21 protein-coding genes are annotated in these 25,675 nt (G+C 43.7%); 3 read left to right on the top strand and 18 right to left on the bottom strand.

Features of this window, described 5'->3' with window-relative positions; genetic code table 11:
• The first annotated feature begins 94 nt into the window (after nt 1–94).
• Nucleotides 95–1,300 (top strand): pyridoxal phosphate-dependent aminotransferase, encoded by a 1,206-nt coding sequence (locus tag ACJV7B_RS03365; protein WP_004136489.1) that lies wholly within the window; start codon nt 95–97, stop codon nt 1,298–1,300.
• A gap of 133 nt (nt 1,301–1,433) precedes the next feature.
• Here the strand turns inward: ACJV7B_RS03365 and rho are convergent, their stop codons facing one another.
• From rho to gatC, 7 genes are all read right to left on the bottom strand, one after another.
• Nucleotides 1,434–3,359, bottom strand: a complete 1,926-nt coding sequence (gene rho / locus ACJV7B_RS03360; RefSeq protein WP_119521067.1) for a transcription termination factor Rho — start codon at nt 3,357–3,359, stop codon at nt 1,434–1,436.
• A 296-nt stretch (nt 3,360–3,655) separates the two neighbouring features.
• Complete coding sequence (locus ACJV7B_RS03355) at nt 3,656–5,275, bottom strand: NAD(P)/FAD-dependent oxidoreductase (RefSeq protein ID WP_004136495.1); 1,620 nt, start codon at nt 5,273–5,275, stop codon at nt 3,656–3,658.
• 90 nt (nt 5,276–5,365) lie between these two features.
• Complete coding sequence (locus ACJV7B_RS03350; RefSeq protein WP_004105898.1) at nt 5,366–5,680, bottom strand: DUF2469 domain-containing protein; 315 nt, start codon at nt 5,678–5,680, stop codon at nt 5,366–5,368.
• Nucleotides 5,677–6,594 (bottom strand): GNAT family N-acetyltransferase, encoded by a 918-nt coding sequence (locus ACJV7B_RS03345; RefSeq protein WP_047923620.1) that lies wholly within the window; start codon nt 6,592–6,594, stop codon nt 5,677–5,679. Before ACJV7B_RS03345 ends, ACJV7B_RS03350 begins: the two co-directional genes overlap by 4 nt.
• 252 nt (nt 6,595–6,846) lie before the next feature.
• A complete protein-coding gene (gene gatB, locus ACJV7B_RS03340) occupies nt 6,847–8,346 on the bottom strand; it encodes an Asp-tRNA(Asn)/Glu-tRNA(Gln) amidotransferase subunit GatB (RefSeq protein ID WP_419388973.1) in 1,500 nt (499 codons plus the stop codon).
• Nucleotides 8,347–8,379: 33 nt separating this feature from the next.
• Complete coding sequence (gene gatA / locus ACJV7B_RS03335) at nt 8,380–9,921, bottom strand: Asp-tRNA(Asn)/Glu-tRNA(Gln) amidotransferase subunit GatA (RefSeq protein WP_419388972.1); 1,542 nt, start codon at nt 9,919–9,921, stop codon at nt 8,380–8,382.
• 1 nt (nt 9,922) lies between these two features.
• Complete coding sequence (gene gatC, locus ACJV7B_RS03330) at nt 9,923–10,219, bottom strand: Asp-tRNA(Asn)/Glu-tRNA(Gln) amidotransferase subunit GatC (protein WP_004126322.1); 297 nt, start codon at nt 10,217–10,219, stop codon at nt 9,923–9,925.
• Nucleotides 10,220–10,601: 382 nt separating this feature from the next.
• On the opposite strand from gatC, the gene vly reads away from it, so the two are divergent.
• Nucleotides 10,602–12,152, top strand: coding sequence for a cholesterol-dependent cytolysin vaginolysin (gene vly, locus ACJV7B_RS03325; protein WP_419388971.1), 1,551 nt, complete (start codon nt 10,602–10,604; stop codon nt 12,150–12,152).
• Nucleotides 12,153–12,294: 142 nt separating this feature from the next.
• Here the strand turns inward: vly and ACJV7B_RS03320 are convergent, their stop codons facing one another.
• The 10 genes from ACJV7B_RS03320 to clpB form a co-directional block, all read right to left on the bottom strand.
• Complete coding sequence (locus tag ACJV7B_RS03320) at nt 12,295–13,284, bottom strand: ABC transporter permease subunit (protein WP_419388970.1); 990 nt, start codon at nt 13,282–13,284, stop codon at nt 12,295–12,297.
• Entirely contained in the window at nt 13,281–14,285 is a 1,005-nt protein-coding gene (locus tag ACJV7B_RS03315; RefSeq protein WP_419388969.1) for an ATP-binding cassette domain-containing protein, read from the bottom strand. Before ACJV7B_RS03315 ends, ACJV7B_RS03320 begins: the two co-directional genes overlap by 4 nt.
• Nucleotides 14,286–14,418: 133 nt before the next feature.
• Nucleotides 14,419–15,225: a TrmH family RNA methyltransferase gene (locus ACJV7B_RS03310; protein WP_415707242.1), complete on the bottom strand. Its 807-nt coding sequence runs from the start codon at nt 15,223–15,225 to the stop codon at nt 14,419–14,421.
• A 56-nt stretch (nt 15,226–15,281) separates the two neighbouring features.
• Complete coding sequence (locus ACJV7B_RS03305; protein ID WP_419388968.1) at nt 15,282–16,049, bottom strand: type I phosphoribosyltransferase; 768 nt, start codon at nt 16,047–16,049, stop codon at nt 15,282–15,284.
• Nucleotides 16,050–16,106: 57 nt separating this feature from the next.
• Nucleotides 16,107–17,447, bottom strand: a complete 1,341-nt coding sequence (locus tag ACJV7B_RS03300) for a DNA recombination protein RmuC (RefSeq protein WP_419388967.1) — start codon at nt 17,445–17,447, stop codon at nt 16,107–16,109.
• A gap of 54 nt (nt 17,448–17,501) precedes the next feature.
• Nucleotides 17,502–18,233: a hypothetical protein gene (locus tag ACJV7B_RS03295; RefSeq protein ID WP_419388966.1), complete on the bottom strand. Its 732-nt coding sequence runs from the start codon at nt 18,231–18,233 to the stop codon at nt 17,502–17,504.
• Nucleotides 18,223–19,779 carry a hypothetical protein gene (locus ACJV7B_RS03290; RefSeq protein ID WP_419388965.1) on the bottom strand — a complete coding sequence of 519 codons (1,557 nt, stop codon included), beginning with the start codon at nt 19,777–19,779 and terminating at the stop codon, nt 18,223–18,225. Before ACJV7B_RS03290 ends, ACJV7B_RS03295 begins: the two co-directional genes overlap by 11 nt.
• A 71-nt stretch (nt 19,780–19,850) precedes the next feature.
• Nucleotides 19,851–20,618 (bottom strand): ABC transporter ATP-binding protein, encoded by a 768-nt coding sequence (locus ACJV7B_RS03285; protein WP_419388964.1) that lies wholly within the window; start codon nt 20,616–20,618, stop codon nt 19,851–19,853.
• 26 nt (nt 20,619–20,644) lie between these two features.
• The gene (locus ACJV7B_RS03280) at nt 20,645–20,833 is read right to left on the bottom strand and encodes a hypothetical protein (RefSeq protein ID WP_419389026.1); all 189 of its coding nucleotides are present in this window, start codon (nt 20,831–20,833) and stop codon (nt 20,645–20,647) included.
• 268 nt (nt 20,834–21,101) lie between these two features.
• Nucleotides 21,102–23,696 (bottom strand): ATP-dependent chaperone ClpB, encoded by a 2,595-nt coding sequence (gene clpB, locus ACJV7B_RS03275; protein WP_419388963.1) that lies wholly within the window; start codon nt 23,694–23,696, stop codon nt 21,102–21,104.
• Nucleotides 23,697–24,011: 315 nt separating this feature from the next.
• Between clpB and ACJV7B_RS03270 the strand changes: the two genes are divergently transcribed.
• Entirely contained in the window at nt 24,012–24,827 is an 816-nt protein-coding gene (locus ACJV7B_RS03270; protein ID WP_004136519.1) for a fumarylacetoacetate hydrolase family protein, read from the top strand.
• 38 nt (nt 24,828–24,865) lie between these two features.
• Here ACJV7B_RS03270 and ACJV7B_RS03265 read toward each other — a convergent pair whose 3' ends face one another.
• Nucleotides 24,866–25,666, bottom strand: a complete 801-nt coding sequence (locus tag ACJV7B_RS03265; RefSeq protein WP_415682563.1) for a YggS family pyridoxal phosphate-dependent enzyme — start codon at nt 25,664–25,666, stop codon at nt 24,866–24,868.
• Nucleotides 25,667–25,675 lie beyond the last annotated feature (9 nt).

The raw sequence follows: 25,675 nt of genomic DNA, 5'->3' as shown, positions 1-25,675 counted from the left end.
TATACCTTGCTTTATTCAGTTTTTTTGTGGAAAAATAATAAAAAATATAAACTAAATAATAATATTTATTGTCGAAAGAGTATAGGGAGATAATATGGCTGTTGTAGCAGAACACGCAATCTCAATACCTAGATCTGGTATTCGTGACGTATTTGACCGCGTAGAACAAATCCCTGATGCTATTTCACTATGCCTAGGAGAGCCTGGCGAAACCGCTTCCAATCATATTGTTAAAGCAGCTTGCGAATCTATTGAAGCCGGAAAAACAAAATATACCGACGTTTTAGGAATTCCAGAATTCCGCAAAGCTGCAGTTGATTACACAAAGAGAGTGAAAGGCTTAGTTTATGACGCCGATACTGAAATTCAAGCAGTTGACGGCGCTACAATTGGTTTATATTTAGCTATTAAAGCAGTAATTGATCCGGGCGACGAAGTAATTATTCCTTCCCCATACTTCACTTCTTATGATGCAGAAGTGTTAATGTGCGACGCAACTCCTGTAACAGTTGCCCTTAAACCTGAACATGGAATGCATGTTAATGCTGAAGAAATACGCAAAGCAATTACTCCACGAACTAAAGCTATTATTATCAACTCACCTTGCAACCCAACTGGCGCAGTAACTACAGCCGAAGAACTTGCAGAAGTAGCAGAATTATGTAAAGAATTTGATTTGTGGGTAATTTCTGACGAAGTGTATCATCCATTTGTATTCGCGAGTGACCCTGACACAGAACCTGCAGGAGATGCTGTAGCGCCATCTATTGCAGCAGTTGAAGGAATGAAAGATAGAACCATTATTGTAGAAAGTTTGTCTAAAACTTACGCAATGACCGGCTGGAGAATCGGCTATATTCTTGCACCAGCTAACGTTATTGAGCAAAGCAGTAAAATTGCGGAAATGATACACTCTTCCGTCAATTCGACTGCACAATACGGCGGAGTTGCTGCTCTTACCGGACCTCAAGATCATGTTCGTCAAATGCGTGAAGAATACCGTGAAAAACGAAATCTGGTACTTAACGCATTACAAGATTGCGACGCACTAAAACTTATTGAGCCACAAGGAGCTTTCTACGTTTTCGTCGACGTTCGCCCAACTGGATTAACTTCCAAAGAATTCAGCAGAAGACTTTTGGAAGAAGAAAAAGTTGCTGTTGTACCTGGAGAAGCTTTCGGAAAAGAAGGAAGCGGATTTGTGCGACTTTCTTATGCTGGAAAATCGGAAGAACTTAAGGAAGCTGTGGCTCGCATGCGAAAGTTTGCGCTTGAGCAGCAGGCTGCTAATAATGCGTAAAAACAATTAAAAGCAACAATTAAAAGCAATAAATAAAAGCGCACAATCCTAGGATAGATTCTTAAGATTGTGCGCAAAATCATTTATTCTGTTATTTTTCAGCTTACAAACTTAAAAATAACACTCAAATCACTTAAGCAGCAGTTGGCGCAGAAGTATTTGAAGAACCGTTTGCTTGCTGAACAATAGCAGCCAAAAAATCACGGTTTGAAGCAGTCTTCTTTAAGCGAGGAATCAAAGTCTGATACGCTTGCTCAGGCTCAAGACCGCCAAATAGGCGACGCAAACGGTAGATAATAGGAAGTTCGTTAGCCGGAGTAATCAATTCCTCACGACGAGTTCCAGAAGCATTAATATCTACAGCAGGGAACAGACGCTTATCTGCCAAGTCGCGGCTCAAACGCAATTCCATGTTGCCAGTGCCCTTGAACTCTTCGAAAATAACCTCATCCATCTTAGATCCAGTTTCAACCAGAGCGGAAGAAATAATCGTCAAAGAGCCGCCGTCTTCAATATTTCGAGCAGCACCAAAGAACTTCTTTGGTGGGTACAACGCCTGAGCATCAACACCACCAGAAAGAATACGTCCAGAAGCAGGAGCAGCGATGTTGTATGCACGAGCCAAACGAGTCATAGAATCAAGCAAAACAACAACATCCTGGCCGAGCTCAACTAAACGCTTAGCGCGCTCAATTGCAAGCTCTGCAACTGTAGTATGGTCGGAAGCAGGACGGTCAAACGTTGAAGAAATCACTTCACCCTGAACCGTACGCTCCATATCCGTAACTTCTTCTGGACGCTCATCTACAAGAACAACCATCAAATGCACTTCAGGATTGTTCGTAGTAATAGCGTTAGCAATATTTTGCAGCGTAATAGTCTTGCCAGCTTTTGGAGGAGACACAATCAAACCGCGCTGACCCTTACCGATTGGTGCAACCAAATCAATAACACGACCAAGCATGCGATTAGCAGTAGTTTCTTGGCGTAAGCGCTCATTAGGGTACAGCGGCGTAAGCTTAGCAAATTGCGGACGATTCTGAGCTTCTTCAACACTCATTCCATTAATGCTATTAACAGTTTGCAACGGAACAAACTTCTGACGCTGATTCCTGCGATCACCCTCGCGAGGTGCACGAATAGAGCCTTGCACAGCATCGCCCTTGCGCAAACCATACTTTTTAATTTGGCTCATTGAAACATACACGTCATTTGGTCCTGGAAGGTAGCCAGAAGTGCGTACAAATGCATAAGATTCGAGCACATCAACAATACCTGCGACTGGAACAAGATCTTCCTGAGGCTCTTCGCGGCGAGATTCTCGAGAATCGCGCTCTTCGCGGCTCTCACGATTATCACGGTCTAAACGAGAATTGCGCTCAGAGCGATCTTTACGATCTTGACGTTCCTGGCGATCCTGTCGATCTTGGCGATCATCATGATCAGAATAATCCTCTCGATCATCCTCATAATCTCTACCTCGACCACGCATGCGACGCTGGAAACGCTCCGACTTATTATCTTGCTCTTCTCGATCAAAATCACGAGAAGCTCCACGCTGTCGACGAGATTCGCCTTCAGAGCGAGATTCATCTCCTGGCAAAGTTGCCAAAATCTGATCTAAATCGCGCGAATCTACTCCTTCTGCACGACGATCACGATTGTTGTCTCGCTCATCATTTACACGACGACGCTGGAAAGAAGAATTACGATTGTTATCTCGTCGATAATTCTTAGATCCAAAATCTTCGTCGCGCCTGCGACGATCATTAGTTGCATTTGGCACTAAGTTTTCCAACGCTTCCAAGTCTTTATCGTCGCCCAACGAACGAACTTCTTCATTATCTGCACGAGTATCTGCAGACTTACTTGCACTCGTAGAATTGTAAGGCGTGCGAACACTTACACCGGCAGGCGCTTCTCCCCCATTGCGTGCCGCATTCAATGTAGCTAACAATTCAGGCTTACGCATGGTCGAAGTGCCACGCAAACCCATTTGCTTCGCAAGATCTTTCAATTCTGAGAGCTTCATTTTCTCAAGATTTTGGCTTGTTGCCACAATTTTACCTTTCCCTAACTCACACGGAGTATACTACCGGTAAGCCTTTGTATGGAAGATTACGGAAAATCCGTCACGAACTCATGATTACTACATAACAATGTACACAACCACGAACATTATGTATGCTACTACAGCTCTACGACGCTGCAAACCGCGACGCGCCAGCAAGTCTAATTATTTTTAAATTATAAACTGAATATTCTAATAAAAAAGCGCCAATAATAATGGATTATGCCACTACTATTGACGCTACTTTTAGCTTAATTTTTACTTAAGTTATTTATAAATACTTACTACTTCTTTTCGTGATAAGACTTTTCAGTATTTACAGACCACACATTTGCTTTAGATTCTGCGCCAGTGTGAATATTTTCTACAGCTTCGATTGCGGTAGCCATGGAATGATCCTGGTTATTATAACGATGCTGTCCGTTTCGACCAACGCAATACAAGTTGCCGAAGCTATCCAAGTACTTAATCAACTCAGGCATTTGTGCATAAGTGTCAAAGTAAGCTGGGTAAGCCTTTGGAACACGCTCACGATGGGAATCAAGAACATCTTCTTCGCCATTAATAACCTGCATGCGAGTTAATTCGTCGATAGCCATCTTACGAGCGTCTTCATCACTCATATTCCAGAAGTCGTCGCCTTCTTCGCAGAAGTACTCAAGACCAATCCAAACAGTGTTGTCAACATCTTTAACAAGATAAGGACTCCAGTTGTTGAAGATTTGCAGACGACCAACCTTGTAACCAGGATCCTGCACATAAATCCAGCAATCAGGAACAATAGGAGGATTACCAAGCGTTGGAATAGTAGTAGTATTACGCAGACGAACACGCTTAACAAGCAAACCTACAGTCACAAAATCGCGATAAGGCAAACCTTTGGCAACACGTTGCATTTCTGCTGGAACTTCAGCTTTTTCGTCACCATTTGTACCTTGCTCAAGAGCTGCAACCAAATCTTTAATAGGCATAGAGGAAACAAACTCGTCAGCATGCAATTCAGAACGTTCACCGTTGGCATCTTCAATAACAACGCTTGAAATCTTGCCATCAGACTGCTTAATAGCAACCACCTTTGCATCTGTGCGCACAGTAGCACCATTTTCACGGCAGCGGCGTTCAACAGTTTCCCACAATTGACCAGGGCCAAGCTTTGGATACCAGAATTCCTCAATTAATGAGGTTTCTACTTCCTTCTTCTTACCATTTTTCTTAGGGAAAAGCTTAGAAAAAGCATTCTTCAAAACTTCAACAATGCTCAAACCCTTAACGCGCTGAGCACCCCAATCTGCAGAAATCTGGCTTGGATGCCTACCCCAAAGCTTCTCGGTATAACCCTCAAAGAACATTGAATAAAGCTTCTTACCAAAGCGATTAATGTAGAAGTTTTCAAGATTAGTTTCTGGCAACTTGTGAATCATCGACCACAAGTAGCTAAAACCAACCTTCATCGTCAAAATAAAGCCCATAGAGCGCAAGGTGGCTGCGGAAAGAGAAATCGGATAATCGAAGAAATGATGATTCCAGAAAATGCGCGAAACGCGATGGCGCTTCAACATAACTTCGTCTTCAACTTCAGGATCAGGTCCACCTGGTTCCAAGTCATGGTGACGACCAAGCTTCTTATCATCGTATGAAGGCGCACCCTGCAACGGCAACATTTCACGCCACCACTGCATAATGCGATCATCCTTCGAGAAGAAACGGTGACCGCCAATATCCATACGATTACCGTTGTACTTTACAGTACGCGAAATACCACCAAATTCACGCGTTGCTTCGAGCAGCGTTACGTCATAGCGACTAGAACCGCCATCTTTAACGAGCTCCCAGGCTGCCGTCAACCCTGCCGGACCGCCGCCAATAATCACAACAGATTTCTTTGGGGATTGTGTATCCGTCACTTGTCCTCCATACCTTAATACATCAATTTTTACAAAAACACATTTTGTGCTAGGTAAAATTTCTATATATCTTTATTGAGCATACGCTTATCACGCGATAGATTCCGGAATATCAATGTCTGTTTTCTGCACTTCTTCAACATTAACATCCTTAAAAGTCACTATTCGCACATTTTTAACAAAACGCGAAGGCCTATAAACATCCCAAACCCACGCATCTGTAAGTTGAACGTCGAAATAAACGTCTTGGCCGGCCGAACGCACGTTGAAATCAACCTTATTTGCCAAATAGAATCGGCGTTCTGTTTCTACAACGTACGTAAAAAGCTTAATAACATCACGATATTCTTTATACAACGCAAGTTCAGCATCGGTTTCATAATTGTCGAGATCTTCGGCGCTCATTGCTTCCCTTCCGTATTGGTGTTACGTTTACGACCGCGACCTATAATGCGCCACCAAGCTCTTTTTGAAGAACTACCTTCGGTGTTATTTGCATTATAAGGCCATTCTTCATCAAGATTATCACGACGCACCGGTATAGCCATTGAGTGCTCGTGTGCACTCAATGCTTCCACTACTCCCGGATTTTCCTCTATAACATGCAGACCAAACGCATCAAGAGAACGAATTGCATCGTACTCATCTGCAATCGTATCCATAACAACAAAATCTTGATACTTTTGATTTTGCGCATCCCACAAAGCATCGCGCGCAGTACCGGTTTGTGCAAAACCAAGAGATTGATATACAGAAAGCGAGCGAGTATTTGTAGCAGGAACACCAACCCAAATACGATGTAATCCTAAACCTACTGGCTCTGAAGCAAAACCGTAAGTCATCACTCGAGGCATAGCATCGCGCGAATAGCCACGTCCGCGATAATCCTTGCCAAGTACAACTTGAATACGCGCAGAACGAGACCACCCATCTATGTCAATAAGAAAAATCATGCCAATAATCGCACCAGAAGTATTCTTAACATCATCTAAAACATCTGGAACTATAGCCCAAGCAATTGTAGGACGAGATTGTATATCCCCAGCAAAACGACATGATTCAGCAGCTTTTTCAACAGCAAAACCGTCATTAGACCACTGAACAGAACGCTCAACCCACGCATGAACCATAGATCGCTCAGATTGAGAATCTTTTCCGGTAATAACCGAAGCGTTATCATATGCGCAAAGCTCATCCATACGCTGTAAATCATCGCATGTTGCTGGGCGAAGATGCGCCATTTCTCCACGAATTGGAGGGATTACTATAGATTTTGGTAACTCGCGAGAGTTGTTCACACCATCATTGGTTTGTTGCATAGTCACCTACTTGTATTGTGCCTTTGAGTATTAAGCCCTTCGCATAATTCTCACGTCGCATAATATATGATAATCCAGAAGACGAAAAATGCGTCACGATATTTCTAAATAGCAAATTCTGCGCACCTGCTACACAAACAAATCTGATTTGATTATGCAGCAAGTACGCAGCACTTACTTTTTGATATTGATTACGCTTTTGCGCTTATACATTAGCGTTATCAAATATTAAATTTTTTAGCTTTTGGTTTTTCAGCCCTTGATTTTTGCCATAACGATCTTAGTAACAGCCTTAGCGTCTGCCTGACCTTTAGTTGCACGCATAACAGCACCAATAATCGCGCCCATCGGCTTCATATTGCCCGCCTTAAGCTTTTCAGCAACTTCAGGGTCGGCTGCAAGAGCAGCGTCAACAGCAGCTTCCAAAGCACCGTCGTCGTTCATAACCTTGAATCCGTGCTTCTTAACAACTTCATCAGGCTTACCCTCACCAGACAAAACGCAAGCAACAGTTTGCTTAGCGAGCTTATCGTTAAGATTGCCGTCTGCAATTAGCTTTTCAACTTCAGCAACATCTTGCGGAGTAATAGGCAATTCTTCCAACGTTACGCCACGAGCGTTTGCTTCGCGAGCAAGCTCACCAAGCCACCACTTCTTAGCGCCCGCTGCAGTTGCGCCAGCCTTAACGGTTTCTTCAACCAAATCAAGAGCATCTGCGTTCAAAATATCGCGCATTTCAAGATCACTAATACCCCATTCGCTTTGCAAACGGTTACGACGCTCACGAGGCATTTCCGGCATTTGCGCCTTCATTTGCTCAATATGCTCTTTAGTGATGTGAAGCATAACCAAATCAGGATCTGGGAAGTAGCGATAATCGTCAGCATCCGACTTTACGCGACCGCCAGCAGTGGTCTGAGTTGCCTCATCCCAGTGGCGTGTCTCCTGCAAAATCTCGCCGCCTTCGCTCAAAATAGCAGCCTGACGACGAATCTCATATTGCAACGTCTTTTCAATTCCGCGGAATGTGTTCACGTTCTTAGTTTCTGAACGCGTACCAAATGGATCGGTTGGCTTTGCACGAAGCGAAACGTTCACGTCAGCGCGCATATTTCCCTGCTCCATGCGAGCGTGGGAAATGTTAAGAGCGCGAACAATATCGCGAATAGCACGCATATAAGCACCAGCAATTTCTGGAGCGCGGCTGCCCGCACCTTCGATTGGCTTAGTTACAATCTCAATTAAAGGCACGCCTGCACGATTGTAATCAACCAACGAATGATTTGCGCCTTCAATACGACCGTCAGCACCACCAACGTGAGTATTCTTACCAGCGTCATCCTCAATGTGAGCACGTTCGATTGGCACGCGGAACACAGTGCCGTCTTCCAGCTCAACGTCCAAGTAACCGTTGCCATTAGTAGGCTTATCGTACTGGGAAATCTGATAATCACGAGGCATATCTGGGTAGAAGTAGTTCTTACGAGCGAACTGACTCCACTCAGCGATTTCGCAATGCAACGCCAAACCGAGCTTAATCGCGTAATCAACCGCAGTCTTGTTTACAACTGGCAAAGAGCCTGGCAAACCAAGGCTTACAGGAGTTAGCTGAGTGTTTGGCTCGCCACCAAAAGATACTTCTGCTGGGCAGAACAGCTTCGTACGAGTGCAAAGCTCAACGTGCGTTTCCAAACCGAATACTGGATCAAACTGCTCAACAGCATCGGCGTATTTCATAAGTTTTTCAGCCATGAGAATCCTTCTTACTTAAGCTTTACTTCACTTTTACTTAGCCAATGAATCGAGCCAGCCAGCTTTAAGCGACTTCCAGATTGGGCCGCCCCACTGCTCTTCGAGAGCAGCTTCCAAGGCTGCTGCAGGCTTGTACATCTTTTCATCATGGCATTGCGGAGCAATAATCTGAATACCAACAGGCAAGCCGTCGTCACTCAAGCCAGCTGGAAGGCTCAAAGCTGGAACGCCAGCCATGTTTGCAGGAATAGTAGCAATATCATTCATGTACATGGAAAGCGGATCGTTCATCTTCTCGCCGAACTTAAATGCCGTTGTAGGGCTTGTTGGGGAAACGAGAACATCTACCTTATTAAATGCTTCTTCAAAGTCACGAATAATAAGCGTACGAACCTTTTGAGCAGAACCGTACCACGCGTCATAGTAGCCGGCGGAAAGAGCATAAGTACCGAGAATAATACGGCGCTTTACTTCGTCGCCGAAACCAGCCTCACGAGTTGCAGCCATCATATTTGCAGCAGTCTGAGGCTTATCGGCAGGTGGCATTACGCGCAAACCGTAGCGCATTCCATCATAGCGAGCCAAGTTGGAGCTAACTTCTGAAGGCATAATAATGTAGTAAGCAGCTAGTGAGTAAGGGAAGTGAGGGCAGGAAACTTCCGTAACCTCTGCGCCCATATCCTTAAGCAATTGCACAGCTTCGTTAAAGCGAGCTTCAACGCCTGGCTGGAAACCATCACCGCTAAGCTCCTTAACAAGACCAACTTTTACGCCCTTCAAATCACGGCGAGCGCCTTCACGCGCAGCCTGAGCCATTGGAGGAACAGGAGCTGGAATCGAAGTTGAATCGCGCCTATCGTTGCCGCCAATAATCTCCTGCAAAAGCGCAGAGTCAAGAACGGTACGAGAAACAGGTCCAATCTGATCCAAGGAGCTTGCCATAGCGATTGCGCCAAAACGGCTGACTCCGCCGTAAGTTGGCTTTGCGCCGACTGTACCAGTTAAAGCGCCTGGCTGGCGAATAGAGCCACCAGTATCTGTACCCAAAGCAATAGGAGCTTCGAATGCAGCCACGGCCGCAGCAGAGCCACCGCCAGAGCCGCCAGGAACGCGCTCAGTATCCCAAGGGTTGCAAGTAGTTTGATAAGCAGAATGCTCGGTAGAAGAACCCTGAGCAAATTCATCTAGGTTAGTCTTGCCTAGAATTGGCATGCCAGCTGCTCTGAGCTTTTCAATAACAGTAGCATCGTAAGGTGGAACCCAGCCTTCAAGAATCTTAGAAGCCGCGGTAGTAGGAATGCCCTTAGTAACAATCATGTCCTTAATGGCAATTGGCACACCAGCCAACTCAGGCAATCCCTCAGTCTCACCATTAGCGTTCTTTTTATCAAAAGCATCTGCTTGCTCAAGCGCAATATCTGCAGAAACGTGCAAGAATGCCTTGATTTCTGGCTCAGCAGATTCGATTACTGCCAAGTGAGCTTCAACAAGCTCACGGCTAGAAACTTCTTTAGCTTTTACAGCCTTTGCCATATCGGCAGCAGAAAGCTTTACTAAATCTTGAGTATTCGACATATCACTCCTCCCCTAAAATGCGAGGTGCTACAAACATGCCAGACTCACTCTTAGGCGCACCAGAAAGCGCTTCTTCTTGAGTCAATGGTGTAGCAGGCACATCAGGGCGCAAATAAGCTTCCAGAGGCACTGGATTTGCAGTAGGTGGCACATCTTCGCCAGCAACTTCCTGCACCTTATTAATAGATTCTGCAATGACGTTTAATTCGCCTTGCAAGCGACTAATTTCCTCGTCGCTTAAAGCAATCTGGGACAAAACGCCCAAATGCTCAATTTCTTCTCGTGTGAATGTAGGCATAACCCCAACTATATGTGTGATGCGTGACCTTTCAAAGCTGAAAAAATCTATTATATCCACATACCGCACGTGCGCGTTTTCACAAAATTATTACGCATATAAAATTTCAAAATTTGCAGCAATTGCTATATCAACACGCCGCATAAGCAAAAACGACGTAACCAAAAATTGTTGATATTTCAACGATATTTAAACTCTTGTTTTCAAAATAAAAAAATTTTTTAAGCGATTATCACATAAATAAAAAGTGTGTAATAATCGTGTTTTGTGAGACGCTAAAAACTAATGCACTGAGGCACATTATGCATTGAAGCATATAAATTTCAGCATCTCATCAAAATAATCTAATAAAAAATAATCTAATAAAAATCGAAGGACACATATGAAGAACTCAAAGTTCTACCGTAATGCAGCAATGTTGTTGCTCGCGGGCGCAACTATTATTCCACAATGCTTAGCATCACCAGCAATGGCCACTCCTTCCGCTAAGGATTCTGAACCAGCCGCATCTTGCGCAGCCAAGAAGGACTCGTTGAATAATTATTTGTGGGATTTGCAATACGATAAAACAAACATTCTCGCCCGTCATGGCGAAACCATTGACAACAAATTCTCTAGCGATAGCTTCAACAAGAACGGTGAATTCGTTGTTGTTGAGCATCAGAAGAAGAACATCACCAATACAACTTCAAACTTGTCGGTTACTTCCGCCAACGATGATCGCGTATACCCAGGTGCTCTTTTCCGCGCTGATAAGAATTTGATGGACAATATGCCAAGTCTGATTTCCGCAAACCGCGCTCCAATCACGTTGAGCGTTGATTTACCAGGATTCCACGGCGGGGAAAGTGCTGTAACTGTTCAGCGCCCAACCAAGAGCTCTGTAACTTCCGCTGTGAACGGCTTAGTTTCCAAGTGGAATGCACAGTATGCTGCAAGCCATCATGTTGCAGCTCGCATGCAGTACGATTCTGCAAGCGCACAAAGCATGAACCAACTCAAAGCAAAGTTTGGTGCTGATTTCGCCAAGATTGGCGTTCCGCTGAAGATTGATTTCGACGCTGTGCACAAGGGCGAAAAGCAGACTCAAATTGTGAACTTCAAGCAGACCTACTACACCGTAAGTGTTGATGCTCCAGATAGCCCAGCTGACTTCTTCGCACCATGCACTACGCCAGAAAGCTTGAAGAATCGAGGAGTAGACAGCCAGCGTCCGCCAGTATATGTGTCCAACGTAGCCTACGGTCGTTCAATGTACGTAAAGTTCGACACCCGCAGCAAGAGCACCGATTTCCAGGCTGCTGTTGAAGCTGCAATCAAGGGTGTTGAAATCAAGCCAAATACCGAGTTCCACCGCATTTTGCAGAACACTTCTGTAACTGCTGTAATTCTCGGCGGCAGCGCAAACGGTGCAGCCAAGGTTATTACCGGCAACGTCGACACGTTGAAGGCTTTGATTCAAGAAGGCGCAAATTTGAGCACCTCCAGCCCAGCAGTTCCAATTGCTTACACCACTTCCTTCGTCAAGGATAACGAAGTAGCAACTTTGCAAACCAATAGCGATTACGTTGAAACCAAGGTTTCTTCCTACCGCGACGGCTACTTGACTTTGGATCACCGTGGAGCTTACGTAGCTCGCTACTACATCTACTGGGATGAGTACGGCACCGAAATTGACGGCACTCCTTACGTGCGTTCTCGCGCTTGGGAAGGCAATGGCAAGTATCGTACAGCTCACTTCAACACCACTATTCAGTTCAAGGGCAATGTGCGTAACCTCCGCATCAAGCTTGTTGAGAAGACCGGCTTGGCTTGGGAACCATGGCGTACAGTATATGACCGTTCCGATTTGCCACTGGTTCGCCAGCGCACAATCAAGAACTGGGGCACCACCTTGTGGCCACGAGTTGCTGAAACTGTGAAGAACGACTGATACTTATCACAATTTCAAAAAATAACTTAATAAAGATAATTTAATAAATAATAAATTAAATATAAGTGAATACAATTAAGGGCTTTATCTTGTAGTCGGTTACGAGATAAAGCCCTTGTTGTTTGCTAAATATTATTTGTAGTTAAATATCGCGATGTTTTTCAACAACGTGGCCAATTGCATACATGACTACGCCCCAAGCGAGAACCACCAAGCCTGATTGCCACCATGTAAAAACATATGCGTTTGGTGGAAGTTGCCGCCCAGAACTAGCGGAGACTCCTAAGAATTGGCTTGCAGCATTGCCTGGCAAAATCTGAATAAGTATTGAAGTCCACTTCGCAAAATTGCTTGCAAGCATAATAATGCTAACAATGGCCTGCAGAATCATCACGGCTCCAATAACGCACATAATTCCGCCAGCAGTTGACTTGCAAATCATGCCAAAACCGTAGGCCATTGCTGACACAACAACCATAATTGCAGGAGAGCCAAGGAACAGAGTAAGCGGCAATTTCCACACGTTGCTTCCCGATAATCCGGAAATGTTATCTCCCATAAAAGCTAATTCTGCAGCAGCTAAAGAAACTGCCATTGCAATAAGTTGGGCTACAAAAACATAGATTGCAACCGCAATAAACTTAGCCGTAAAGAACATACCCCTTTTAGGTACAGCCGTAAGAGAAGCCTGAATTGAAGTCGTAGAATGTTCCGCAGTTACAGCAAGCACTGCAAAAATCGCCAAAACAATCAAAGATATAGAAGCAAAGCTAACGACCAAGCGGAAAATGCTTTCTTGAGATGCAATAAGGTCACTTTTATCGCTCGGTCCAACAGTAATTGCAGCGCTTGATTTACTTTGATTTGCTCCATTCTTAATGTCAACTTTAGACATTGCTTTCTGCACAAGCGCGATTATAAAGCTGAAAATTACTGGCAAAACAATTGTTAATGCCATGCACCACCACGTAGACGCAAGTCCGCGCAGCTTAACAATTTCAGATTTAAGCGTGTGCATAAATGTTAAACGCAAGTGTTGCCCGTTCATACTGCGGCCAGTCTTGTATGCGTTGGATTGACGTGCGTTAGATTCAGCCAATTGCACTTGTTGGTTTGCTACTTGCTCACTCATTTTGCACTCCCCTGATTATTAAATTGAGCTACGCTTTGCTCAGCAGGATTTAAGTTTTCGGAAGGAATAGTCCTAGTCACGTACTGCTCTTGGCCGTGCGTAAGGGCCAAATATGCTTCCTCAAGCGAAGCGTGCTCCTGATTTAGCTGATATACCAGAATTTGATTATCTGCAATTTCGCGCGCAATCTGGTTGAGCTCGCATCCTGTTATTCTGAGGAGCTCGCCTTCTTGAACGTCTTGTGGAGTGCGATTACACGACAAAATCTTGCATTCAGGATGATTTTGAGCAAGCACAGACTTTAGTTTTTCGCCTTCTGGCGTTACAAGTCGCACAGCGTGCTGCGAATGAGCGTCAACAAAGTCTTTAACTGTTGTGCGCTCCAAAATTTCGCCATGCGCAATAATCACAAGGTTATCTGCAGTAAGCGCAACTTCGCTCATTAAGTGCGAACTAAGCAGAATTGCTCTGCCTTGACTTGCGTAATACTTGCATAATTCACGAACCCACTTAACGCCTTCTGGGTCTAATCCGTTAATTGGCTCATCCAAAATGAGATTGTGCGGATCTGCTAAAAGTGCTGCAGCAATCGAAAGACGCTGGCTCATGCCAAGCGAGAATGAACCTGCCTTGCGGGTTTTTACACTAGTTAAACCAGTAATATCAATCACTTCGTCAACGCGCTTTTTTGATATTCCGTGAGTTAAAGCCAATGAATACAAGTGATTGTAAGCGGAACGACCTCTGTGGGCAGACTTTGCGTCAAGAACTGCGCCAACTTCTGTCATTGGGGATGCGATTTTTGCGTAAGGTTTTCCGTCAATAAGAGAAGTACCACTATTGGCATGAATAAGATTTAACGCACAACGCATGGTAGTAGATTTACCAGCGCCATTAGGACCTAAAAAGCCCGTGACTTTACCGTCTTCGGCGACGAAAGAAACGTCGTTAAGCGCTGTTTTTGCGCCGAAACGCTTTGTAATATGTTGGAATTCTAACATAACTTAACAATATCACAAATAAAAAAAAATATAGATTAAATGTAAGCGTTTATAAGTACAGGCTATTGCGTTTTGATTAATATTTTTGTTGAAATTTTGCTGCTGAAATTTTAATTAAGATTTTAATTAAGATTCAGCAATTTGGTGCTGCATGTTGCGCAATCCACGCGTGCATGGAAACAGCTGCGGCTGCTCCTGCGTTTAGTGAGCGAACAGAGCCGAATTGCGAAATATAAACAACGTCATCCGCCATTTGTAACGCTTTTTTAGAAAGACCTGGACCTTCTGCACCGAAAAGCATAAGGCAACGTTTAGGGAACTTGTAGTTTTCCATAGCAACTGCGCCTGGAATAATATCGAGCGCTATAACGCGAGCGTTTTTAGCGTCTTGTTCCTTGATATTTGCGATTTTTTCGGCTTCTTTATTGCCTTCTGCCTGCGCTTTAAGCAAAAGTTGATGCGCTTCTTCTGCTTCTCGTGCTATATTTTCGCGCCAATTATTTACTAGAGTTTCAATAGTTGGGCAGCACTCAACGTATTGGTAAAGCTCAGTCATTAACGAGCCTTTACGATTCCATTTATGAGGCCCTACAATATACACTTTTTTCGCTGTAAACGCGTTTGCAGTGCGAACCATAGAGCCTATGTTGAAATCGTGAGTCCAATTTTCTACAGCTACTTCAAACTCGTGGCGTCCTTTAGAATCGAGATCCGCTTTTATAGCTTCTACTTTCCAGTATCGGTAGCGGTCTAGAACGTTACGCTGGTCACCTTCGTCTAGTAATTCAGTGCTAAACCGCGCATCATAATTTGGCGATTCTGGATTATCTGGACGAGGCTCACCTGGATGCTCTTCTTCCCACGGGCCAACTCCTATAGGTCGGAATTCTGGCTCATCGGAAGCTTTTGCAGCCAAAGTAATTGGATTCGGTTCGTGCATGTATAAGTTTTGCTCCGTTAATACTTTTGCTTAGTATTGGCATCTAGTCTTTGCAACTAGTCTTGGCAGCCGTCAGTTGCGCAATCACCTGTGCAACTTGACTTGCAATGGCCACCACAGCAGTTATCCTCGCAGCAAGACTCAGTGCAACCATCATGAGCACAATCACCAGTGCATTTAACCTCGCAATGACCGCCACAGCAATTGTCGTTGCAGCAATCGTCGTGATCTGCATCTGCACGTAATTCTTCTTCATCGAAAGCTTGAACAAATGCCATTTTAGTACTCTCCTCACTTATTGGATTTACTAATTGAAGATGCCTTGTGCCTTGTTCGTCGGCGTCAACACCACCAATTAATGCAACTATAGCAAGAATTTGCGCGCCTTGCTGATTAACAATGCCAAAATCAAGACTTAATTCATTTCCGTGTCGTAAAGTCACAAGCGAAGAAGTTTGAACATACGATTTTTCAGAAAGCCAAGAGTCAAGCAACAGCACTCGCTTGCCTTTAACTGACGGGCCTTTTGTTGCAGGAAAAACAAAATCCATAACAAAGCCGTCGAGTGCAATTCCTTTACGTTCTGCAGCATGAATAAGCGCAAAAACCATAGGCACTGCAGCAGCAGTTAACGCGCCAACAGCGTCAACATCGCGTTCTAACGAATACCCAGCTTTCTCAATTGCGTCAAAAAGAACATCTCCAACCAGCTCAGAGCCACGCTGAGCAAATGTAACAGAAAACAGTTCACTAAATGGTTTCGCAATCATATCTGCACAAAGCATGCGTTTAAGCTCAGCGCGTTCCTCTTGTAATTCTGCCATTTTTGCACTCCTTAGCGTTAGAGTTCTTCAATTTTTGATGCTTTAATGTTTTTATGCTTAACGATCTTCTACTGATACTTCCGGAGCGCTCAGCTCTTTAACATCAGCTTTATCGGAATCTATAAGATCTATTGAAGCAATAACTTTACTTTGATCTAACTTCTGAAGTTTACGCGCTGTTACCAACACTCTAGACTCAAGTGAGGAAGCAAACTTATTGTAAGCTGCAACTGTTCTTGCCAAAGATACGCCAAGTTTTGAAGCATTTTCCCCAAGAACCGCAAAGCGATCATATAATTCTCGAGATAAATCGAAAAGTTCTTTTGCATCATCTGTAAGACTTTGCTGCTGCCATGCGTACGCAACAGACTTAAGCACGGCCCACAAAGTAACTGGTGAAGTGAGTGCTACTTTTTGCGCAAAAGCATCATCCATAAGCGTTGGATCCGCTTCAAGAGCCGCCTGAAGCAATGCTTCGTTTGGAATAAATGCAACTACAAAATCTGGTGCTGTTTCAAAAGCCTGCCAATACGCTTTAGCCCCTAATACTCTAACATGCTCTCGCAAAGCCTTAGCATGCGCTTTTAGAAGCTCGCTCCTTCTAGCTAATTCTTCGTCACTTGCGTTATCTAGGATTTCGCAAGCGCGCTGATAATCCGCATACGGAACTTTTGCATCAACTGGAATTGTTTTGCCTCCTGGCAGATGCACAACCATATCCGGCCTCTGCTGTTCGCCATTTACTCCAGTTACAACAACCTGCGTATCAAAATCAACATGCTCAAGCAAGCCTGCAGATTCAACAATATTCTTTAGTTGAGCCTCGCCCCAAGCTCCGCGAACCTTGTTGTTTCGCAATGCTGCAGAAAGCGAACTTGTTTCGCGGTCAAGTCTTGTTTGCTGCTCGCTTAAGCCTTTAAGCTGAGTGCTCAGCACACCCATTTCTTGTTTGCGTCCTTCTTCAATCTGCGAAACTTTATTCTTCAATGCTTCGAGATTGTCTTTTACTGGAGCAAGCGCTTCTAAGACTTTACCTTGCTCTTTCAAAGTTTTTTCACGATTTAACCGTTCGCGTTCTTCTCGCTCTGCGCGCAATTGTTCTTCGCGATTCACTCGCAATTGTTCTGCTTGCTGCGCTTTAGCAAGTTCCGCTTCAACAAACTTTAATCGTTCAGCAAGCTGCTCTGCTTGCGTGCGATACCGTATAGCTTGATTGCCATTTTCTTGAGCTTGAGCGCGCGCTTGTTCATACTGCGAGCGCAATTCGTTAAATTCGCGCTGGTTTACGCCATTAGCGCCTTGCGTTCCAGAGTTGCGCTTAACAATAGCCAGCACAACAATGGCGGTTATTACGACAGCAACCACCATTAAAACAAGCATCACAATATTATCGAACATACGTTCTATTAAACACTATTGAGTTGACTTTTGAAATATAATTAGACGCGTCTTTTAAGCGCGTTCAAAATAAAGCAATCCACGTCCACACGTGCCGCTCCATAGGCAAACTGCAATTACAGTAAGAACAACAATGACGTATAACAATATGGGTTGTCCAGGAATTACAGGCAAAGTTCCAGAAGGATACCATCGTAAAATCAATCCAATTTTACTTTGCAAACCTTGTGTGGCAATGTTCATCACCGCTAAAAAGACACCAAATGCAAGGCCGTAAAACCTTCCAAAACATGCTAATCCAATCATTATGAGCACAATATCAATCCAAGCATTACCTAAAATCATCTGCAATGTACTCAATAACTGCAAGTCAATTATACGAACAATTAACACTGAAGCGCCGAATGAAACAAACAAACACAATAAAGCAGCACTCAATGCATATATTCGCAGCCTTTTCATCACGAAACGTTCCCACGATACCATAATCGGAGCAAGGCAAACGAATGCCGTGGTAATAAACCCAACTACAATAACTTCATACAGAGGAACAACAAAATTAACAACACTACTACCAGATTGACATTGGAACGTTATACCTTCTACCGCATTATGCACATTAGCAGAATCTGGCAAACAAATATAACCAACATAAACTGGCAACTGCGTTACAAATGATCTGAATATAACAAGCATTAAAGAAGGAAGTACTACGGACAATAAAATTGCAACGATTGCAACAATATAATGCCTACCTTCAAGCCAAGCGCGAAAATTATTTTTCATGCTTATCACCAAGTTCCGATAAGACTTGTTGTGGAGTTATGCGGCATTGATTAAGTTCTTTAACATGATTTTTTACAAATTGTTTCAGCTTAGCATCATCAGCATTATTAATACTCATGGCCACTTTATCGTTTGCTTCACCTGGAATAAATCCATATGACCCATACACATCATTACTTATACGAGAAGGAAGTTGTGCAAGCAAAAATGCTGTAACAGAAGCGTTTGAATCAAGATTCTTTTTTACATATACTTCTTTCATAGCACTTGATGCACATTTTGCAGGCACAAATCTTTGTAACACTTCTTGAGCGATACCAGTCATATCACCATATTTCTCAGAACGCCTAACAAATGTATCTGTTTGTTGTTGAATAACAGTAGCTTTAAGATTACGTAACTTTATTAAACCACTATTAGTAAGATTCCAAGATTTTTCAGTATTTGTTGGAGTAAACGCATTTCCAAGCACAAGCACAATTCCTTTGCCTTGCGAATCTCTCTGATTCTTAGGAAACCAAGAAGCAACAGTTTTCAAATGTTTAACAGCACGAAGTTTACGAATATAAGCTTCTTCAGGATGTACACAAACAGAAAAAGCAGTATCTTTAAACGTCGTACACTGAGGCACAAAAGGTCCAGAGCGAATCCAAGGTTTTGGACCCCACATAGCTATACAACAAGCACATACTATTGGCATAATTAAAGAAAGACTTATTGCTTTTATGCGCCAATAAGATCCCTTTTGCCAAAAATATCTAATATGCGCGCAACAAAGAATGCATGAAACAATAACAACACACACAAAGAATATGCGCAAAGTCACCAACCATGGGTTCATTCGCAAACCAGGCTCAGCACCAATACCAGCGTCCGACACTGGAAGTATTGCGTATAAACTACTACCCCAATATCTAGGAAAAATATCTCCCTGAGGAATAACGCCATTACGCATTATAATGACGCCATAAATACAGCACCAAATTATTGCAAAAGATAATAAAGCTGAGAATACAATTGCCCAACGATTGCCAATAATTACTCCTAAAGTAAAACCAATTGCAAAAAATGCACTTGGCGTCACGCCTCCACATAATAGTGGAAAATACGGGAAATTTGTAATATTTACATCACTCTGAATTACTGTTGGCAATATACTTACACAATATAACAAACTGCACAGTATAGCGCCTTTTAGTATAGGAATAGCGTAACGACTGGCTGATTTTCCTGCACACCACGCAGGATTAACCAAACATCTGGGCGAGCAAGCTTTACATGAACACCATGCGCCAAAAATGCAAGCAACAATATCAGACAAACAATGCATCCATGTGACATCAATTCTTAACCAAAGCGCATAATTATTATTATGCGCTAAAAAATTTGCCACACCCAAAAAAATAGGATATGCAATCAAAAATAAGCTAAAAACACAACTGCTTATTAGAGATAATGGGGACATAATATGTGAAACAATTGTGCACTTCTTATGATTTTTTGTAAAAAATCTGAATTCAGTTAAAAAGTTAGAATATTGACGCATATTTAATCACATCCCTACTTGCTACCACATTAACAAAATAAGAAACTATACATATCTAGTTACTGCTATTACTAATTTTTATGAAATTTAGATAGCAAATGTCTATACCCTGATTCCCATGGAGTTACCATAAGATCTTCACGATTAGCATATTGAAGAAGATTATCCATTTTCCCATCAAGCAATATAATTCCTTCATTAAGAACTATAACCCGATCCGCAATTACTGCTAAATCTTCTACTAAATGTGTACTGACGATAACAGTATGTTTTTGCGAATAAGACTTAAGAAAATTACGAATATCAATACGCTGCTCAGGATCTAAACCAACAGTAGGCTCATCAAGTATTAGTACTGCAGGCTGACTAGCAATCACACAAGCAATACCAGCACGCTGACGCTGACCTCCTGATATTTTAGCAACGATGCGATGTGCTTGTTTTTCCAAGCCAACCTGTTTGAGAGCATTCCAAGCAGCTTGATACGCAGCGCTCCACGATAAACCTCGCGCCCATGCGGCATATTGAACATTTTTTAACACACTCGATGCATTCATAAGTTCAAATGATTGCGGCAAATAACCAATATTTGACCGAGCTTTAGCCCTTTCCGCACGACAAGTTACATCAAAGCCATGAACAAAAAGTTTTCCACTAGAGGGAGCATAAATCGTCGCCATAACGTTAAGCAAAGTAGTTTTCCCAGCACCATTTGGCCCCAAAAGACCACATATGCCAAAAGATAAATCTATAGAAAGATTATGCAAAATTTGTTTTTTCCCATACGAAAAATTCACATTAACAAGTTGCACATCTGAGCCCGTATATGATTCTTGCATATCTCACCACTTAATAACTAGACTACTTACCTACAACTTCGTATATTTTCTCTGTCTATTCCAACTACAGAACCACTCATCTGAGCATAAGCTGAAATTGGCATATCATAAGCAATAGTAGCAAGCGCAACTATTGCAAATCCTTTCTTTGCGAACATATTCGTATCTCCATTTTCAATCTGCTTCATAACGTATTCAGCCCTGAATACGTACACTTATTCTATAAGAATTCAATATAAAAAAAAATAGATTTTTATAAAAAACAATTAAAATTTTAAAAGATACGCATATCCTATAATGCCAATTATCAGCAATAACTCGAAAAATTAAGGGGGAAATCCACCTTTTTATTACAAGTTAATTCTACAAATATTTTTTATTCAGATACAAAAATAGCGTGCCGTCTACTGGAAAATAATCCAATAAACAGCACGCTTTGTTTTATTTGACTACATTATTTGACTACATTAAATAATGCATAGATTACGCAATCTTGAGAGTTACATGGTCGCTAGTATTCTCACAATCCGCAACTACGTGAGCGCCATCATGCACCTTGCCAGAAAGCAGCAATCGCGCAAGCTGATCGCCAATTTCCGTTTGAACCAATCTACGCAACGGACGAGCACCGTAAACTGGATCATAGCCATGCTCCGCAAGCCAAGCGCGAGCAGAATCACTCACATCCAAGCTAATGCGGCGGTCGCTCAAGCGTGCAGCCACTTGACGAACTTGAATATCCACAATTCCACCAAGCTCTTCGCGGCTCAACGGATGGAACATAACAAGCTCATCCAAACGGTTAATGAACTCTGGCTTAAACTCAGCGTGAACAGCGTTCATAACAGCCTTGCGTTTAGCAGCATCATCCAAGCCCTCTTGCACAAGGAATTGCGAACCCAAGTTTGATGTCATAATCAAAATCGTATTCGTAAAATCAACCGTTCTACCCTGACCGTCAGTCAAACGACCATCATCCAAAACCTGCAACAAAACGTCGAATACTTCTGGATGCGCCTTCTCAACTTCGTCAAAAAGCACTACAGAATACGGACGTCTACGCACAGCTTCAGTAAGCTGGCCGCCTTCCTCGTAGCCAATGTAACCAGGAGCAGCACCGATTAGACGCGAAACGGAAGCCTTTTCCATGTACTCGCTCATATCAATGCGAACCATTGCACGCTCGTCGTCAAACAAAAAGTCGGCAAGAGCCTTAGCAAGCTCCGTCTTACCAACGCCAGTAGGACCCAAGAATAGGAACGAACCGGTCGGGCGATTCGGGTCTGCAATTCCAGCACGACTTCTGCGCACAGCATCCGCTATAGCCTGGATTGCTTCGCTTTGGCCAACAACGCGCTTAGAAAGCTCCTTTTCCATGTTGAGCAGCTTCTCATTTTCGCCTTGCATCAAGCGACCAACAGGAATGCCCGTCCATTCGCTAACAACTCCTGCAATAGAATCAGCATCAACCTGATCCGGAACCATCGGCTCTTTCGCTTCACTCTTAGCGTTAGAGGCCTCAGACTCCGCTTCTTCCAAAGCTTTTTGAATGCTTGGAATTTCGCCATACAAAATACGGCTTGCTTGTTCCAAGTTGCCTTCACGCGTGAATTTGTCGGCTTCTACGCGCTTAGCGTCGAGTTGCGCTCGCAAATCACCAACCTTGTTATGGCCAGCCTTTTCCGCATCCCAACGCGCTTTCAATCCAGTAAGCTTTTCGCGCGAGTTTGCTAATTCTTCCTGCAACTTTTCTAAGCGTTCGCGTGCAGCAGCATCTTCCGCCTTCTTTAATTGCATTTCTTCCATTTCAAGACGCGTAACTTTGCGCTGCAATTCGTCGATCTCTTCTGGCTGTGAATCAAGCTCCATGCGCAAGTGAGCTGCCGCTTCATCAACCAAATCAATCGCCTTATCTGGAAGCTGTCTGCCAGTAATATAGCGGTTTGAAAGCGTTGCTGCGGCTACGATTGCATCGTCACTAATAGTCACCTTGTGGTGTGCTTCGTAACGTTGCTTAAGTCCGCGCAAAATCGTCACAGTATCTTCAACAGACGGCTCGCCAACAAACACTTGCTGGAATCTGCGTTCAAGCGCAGAATCCTTTTCAATATGCTCACGATACTCGTTAAGCGTAGTTGCGCCAACCAAGCGCAGCTCACCGCGCGCAAGCATTGGCTTAAGCATATTGCCAGCATCCATTGAACCTTCTGCAGATCCTGCTCCAACAACAGTGTGAATCTCATCAATAAACGTAATAATTTGACCGTCCGATTGCTGAATTTCCTTCAACACTGCCTTTAAGCGTTCCTCAAACTCGCCGCGATACTTCGAACCTGCAACCATCGAAGCCAAATCGAGACTGATAAGACGCTTGTTTTGCAAAGTCGTAGGCACATCTCCTGCAACGATTCGCTGAGCCAATCCTTCTACAACTGCCGTTTTACCAACGCCCGGCTCTCCAATTAGCACAGGATTGTTCTTCGTGCGGCGAGAAAGAATCTGAATCACTCGGCGAATTTCCTGGTCTCGTCCAATTACTGGGTCGAGCTTTCCTTCGCGAGCGCGCGCAGTCATATCAACAGAATACTTTTCGAGCGCTTTGTAGTTGCCTTCAGCATCCGGACTCGTCACTTTCGCACCTCCGCGCACAGTTGGCACAGCTTTTCGCAACGCATCTGCAGAAACGTTGTGCTTTTTGAAAATATCCGCAACAGCATTCGGCGCGCTTGCAACTATGCCAATAAGCATGTGCTCTGTAGAAACGTATTCGTCTCCCATTGCGCGCATTTCTTTTTCTGCCTGGCTTAGCGCAGCCAAAAGCTGACGACTTGCATCTGGCTTAGTCGTAGTTGAGCCAGTAGATGAAGGCAATGCCACTAATGCATTACGAATTTCAGCACCGATTTGTTGCGCATCCGCCCCCGCCTGAGCAATAAGCGCGCGAACGACGCCTTGCTCTTGGCGAAGTAAAGCATCCGCCAAATGCAGAGTGTCAACTTGCGCGTTGCCAGCAGCCGCTGCACTTTGCACAGCGTCGCTTAATGCGTCTTGCGCTAGGGTTGTAAACTTTTGTTCCATATCTACCTCACTTCCACGAAAGCTGTAGAAACCATTCCAGTTAAGTCAAATCACTGCAACTTTTATTGCAATTTCAAGCTTTTTGACGATACTTTCGAGTTCTAACGAGCTTTCAGTTTCATGTATCTGATACGTATAACAGATTTTCCTATAACTTTATTCCTAAAACTTGAGTGTACTAGACTCAAGTTTTGTTTTCAAGAACTTTCAATCGCAAATAATTTACGCAAATAATTTAATTAAGCAGCAAGCAAAGTTTAGTTAAGTATCGAGCAATGCTTAATTAAGTAGCAAATATGTCGTAATCTTAAAAGCATGAGAATTGCACGTTTTTCGTATAATGAAGTTCCGCAATACGCTTTCGTTCAAAAAGACGAAACCGACGGTAAAGATTATTTAGTAGCGCTTGAAGGGCATCCTTTAAGCCCGCAAGGAGTTAAGCCAACTGGTAAACGTTACGCGTTGGATGCGGATGGCGTGCGCTTGCTTGTGCCTGTAATTCCTTCAAAAGTTTACGGATTGGCAAAAAATTACGATACGCGTTCTGATGACGAGCGCGCTACTTCTCCTGCGGCTTCTTCGCATACTGCTGCAGATATGGTTATTTTTACAAAGCCGAGCACTTCTGTAATTGGTCCGGACGATCCGATTGTGATTCCTGCTTGCTCAAACGACATGAATTTTGAGCCAGAAGTGGCAGTTGTTATGGGCAAAATCGCCAAAAATGTGACTGCAGCTACCGCAATGAACTACGTTTTTGGCTTTACTTGCGTAAATGACGTAACTTTACGAGATTGCGCAGGAAGCGACCCAATGTGGACGCGCGCAAAAGGTTTCGACACTTCTTGCCCACTTGGACCTTGGATTACAACCGAGCTAAATTGGCGCGATGCACATATTTCATTTACACTTAATGGTGAAAATGTGCCAGAAGCCGACGGCACTACAGCTCGACTTATTCACAGTATTCCTGAGCAAATTGCTGCGATTTCAAGCTTCTCAACGCTTCTTCCAGGAGATGTGATTTTGACAGGAACTCCATACCCAGCTGGAACTTTACGCGCTGGTGACGAAGCGATTGTGCACGTAGATGGTATTGGCTCGCTGCGCAATGTGATTGTGCATGCGTAACTAAAATCATCAATTTGACTTAAAACTTTGACTTAAAACTACACAAATGCTCGTGGACCAAAGATTGCCGAACCGATCCTAACCATTGTTGAGCCTTCGGCAATCGCCCACGAAAAATCGCCGGACATTCCCATCGAAAGCTCTAATTTTGCAGAGTTTCCATCATAATCTTGCGCGAGTTGTTCACTCACACAATCTCTAATTTCTCGCAATTTTGCGAAACCACTTCTCACTATTTTTTCATCATCCACGCGCGCTCCAAGCGTCATAAATCCGCGCAAATTAAGCGCCGGAAGACTAGATATAGCGAGCGCTTCGTCAATCGCACGTTCCGGCACACATCCGGATTTTGTAGCTTCTCCAGAAACGTTCACTTCCAACATAACGTCTGTGCAAAGTCCCAAATTTTGCGCGCGAGCAGATATTTTTTGCGCAAGTTCAATGCCGTCAACCGACTGAATACCATTTGCAAGCGGCAAAACTTTGTTTATTTTATTGCTTTGCAACTGGCCTATTAAGTAGAGCGGAATTTCGCCGTTTACACCAACGCTTAAACCTTCTCGAGCAGCTTGCGCGCGTAAAATTTCTGCTTTTGCAACAATTTCTTGCGGGCGATTTTCCCCAATTACGCGCACTCCAGCTTTAAGAGCTGCCATAATTTCGCCAACATCTCGCGTTTTAGTTGCGGCAAGTAGCGTAACCGACTCAGCTTTGCGACCATAATGCGATTCGGCTTGAGCAATGGCGTCTTGCACGCTGTGCACGCCGTCGGCAATTTGACGCGCACGAACACAATCGACCTCAGTATTCGCTAAATCTTTTTGCGTCATATATGCCATTTATTGCCC

This window comes from Gardnerella bretellae, assembly GCF_048545135.1.
Taxonomy (GTDB): Bacteria; Actinomycetota; Actinomycetes; order Actinomycetales; family Bifidobacteriaceae; genus Bifidobacterium; species Bifidobacterium greenwoodii.
This window is presented reverse-complemented; position numbering and strand designations above follow the sequence as displayed.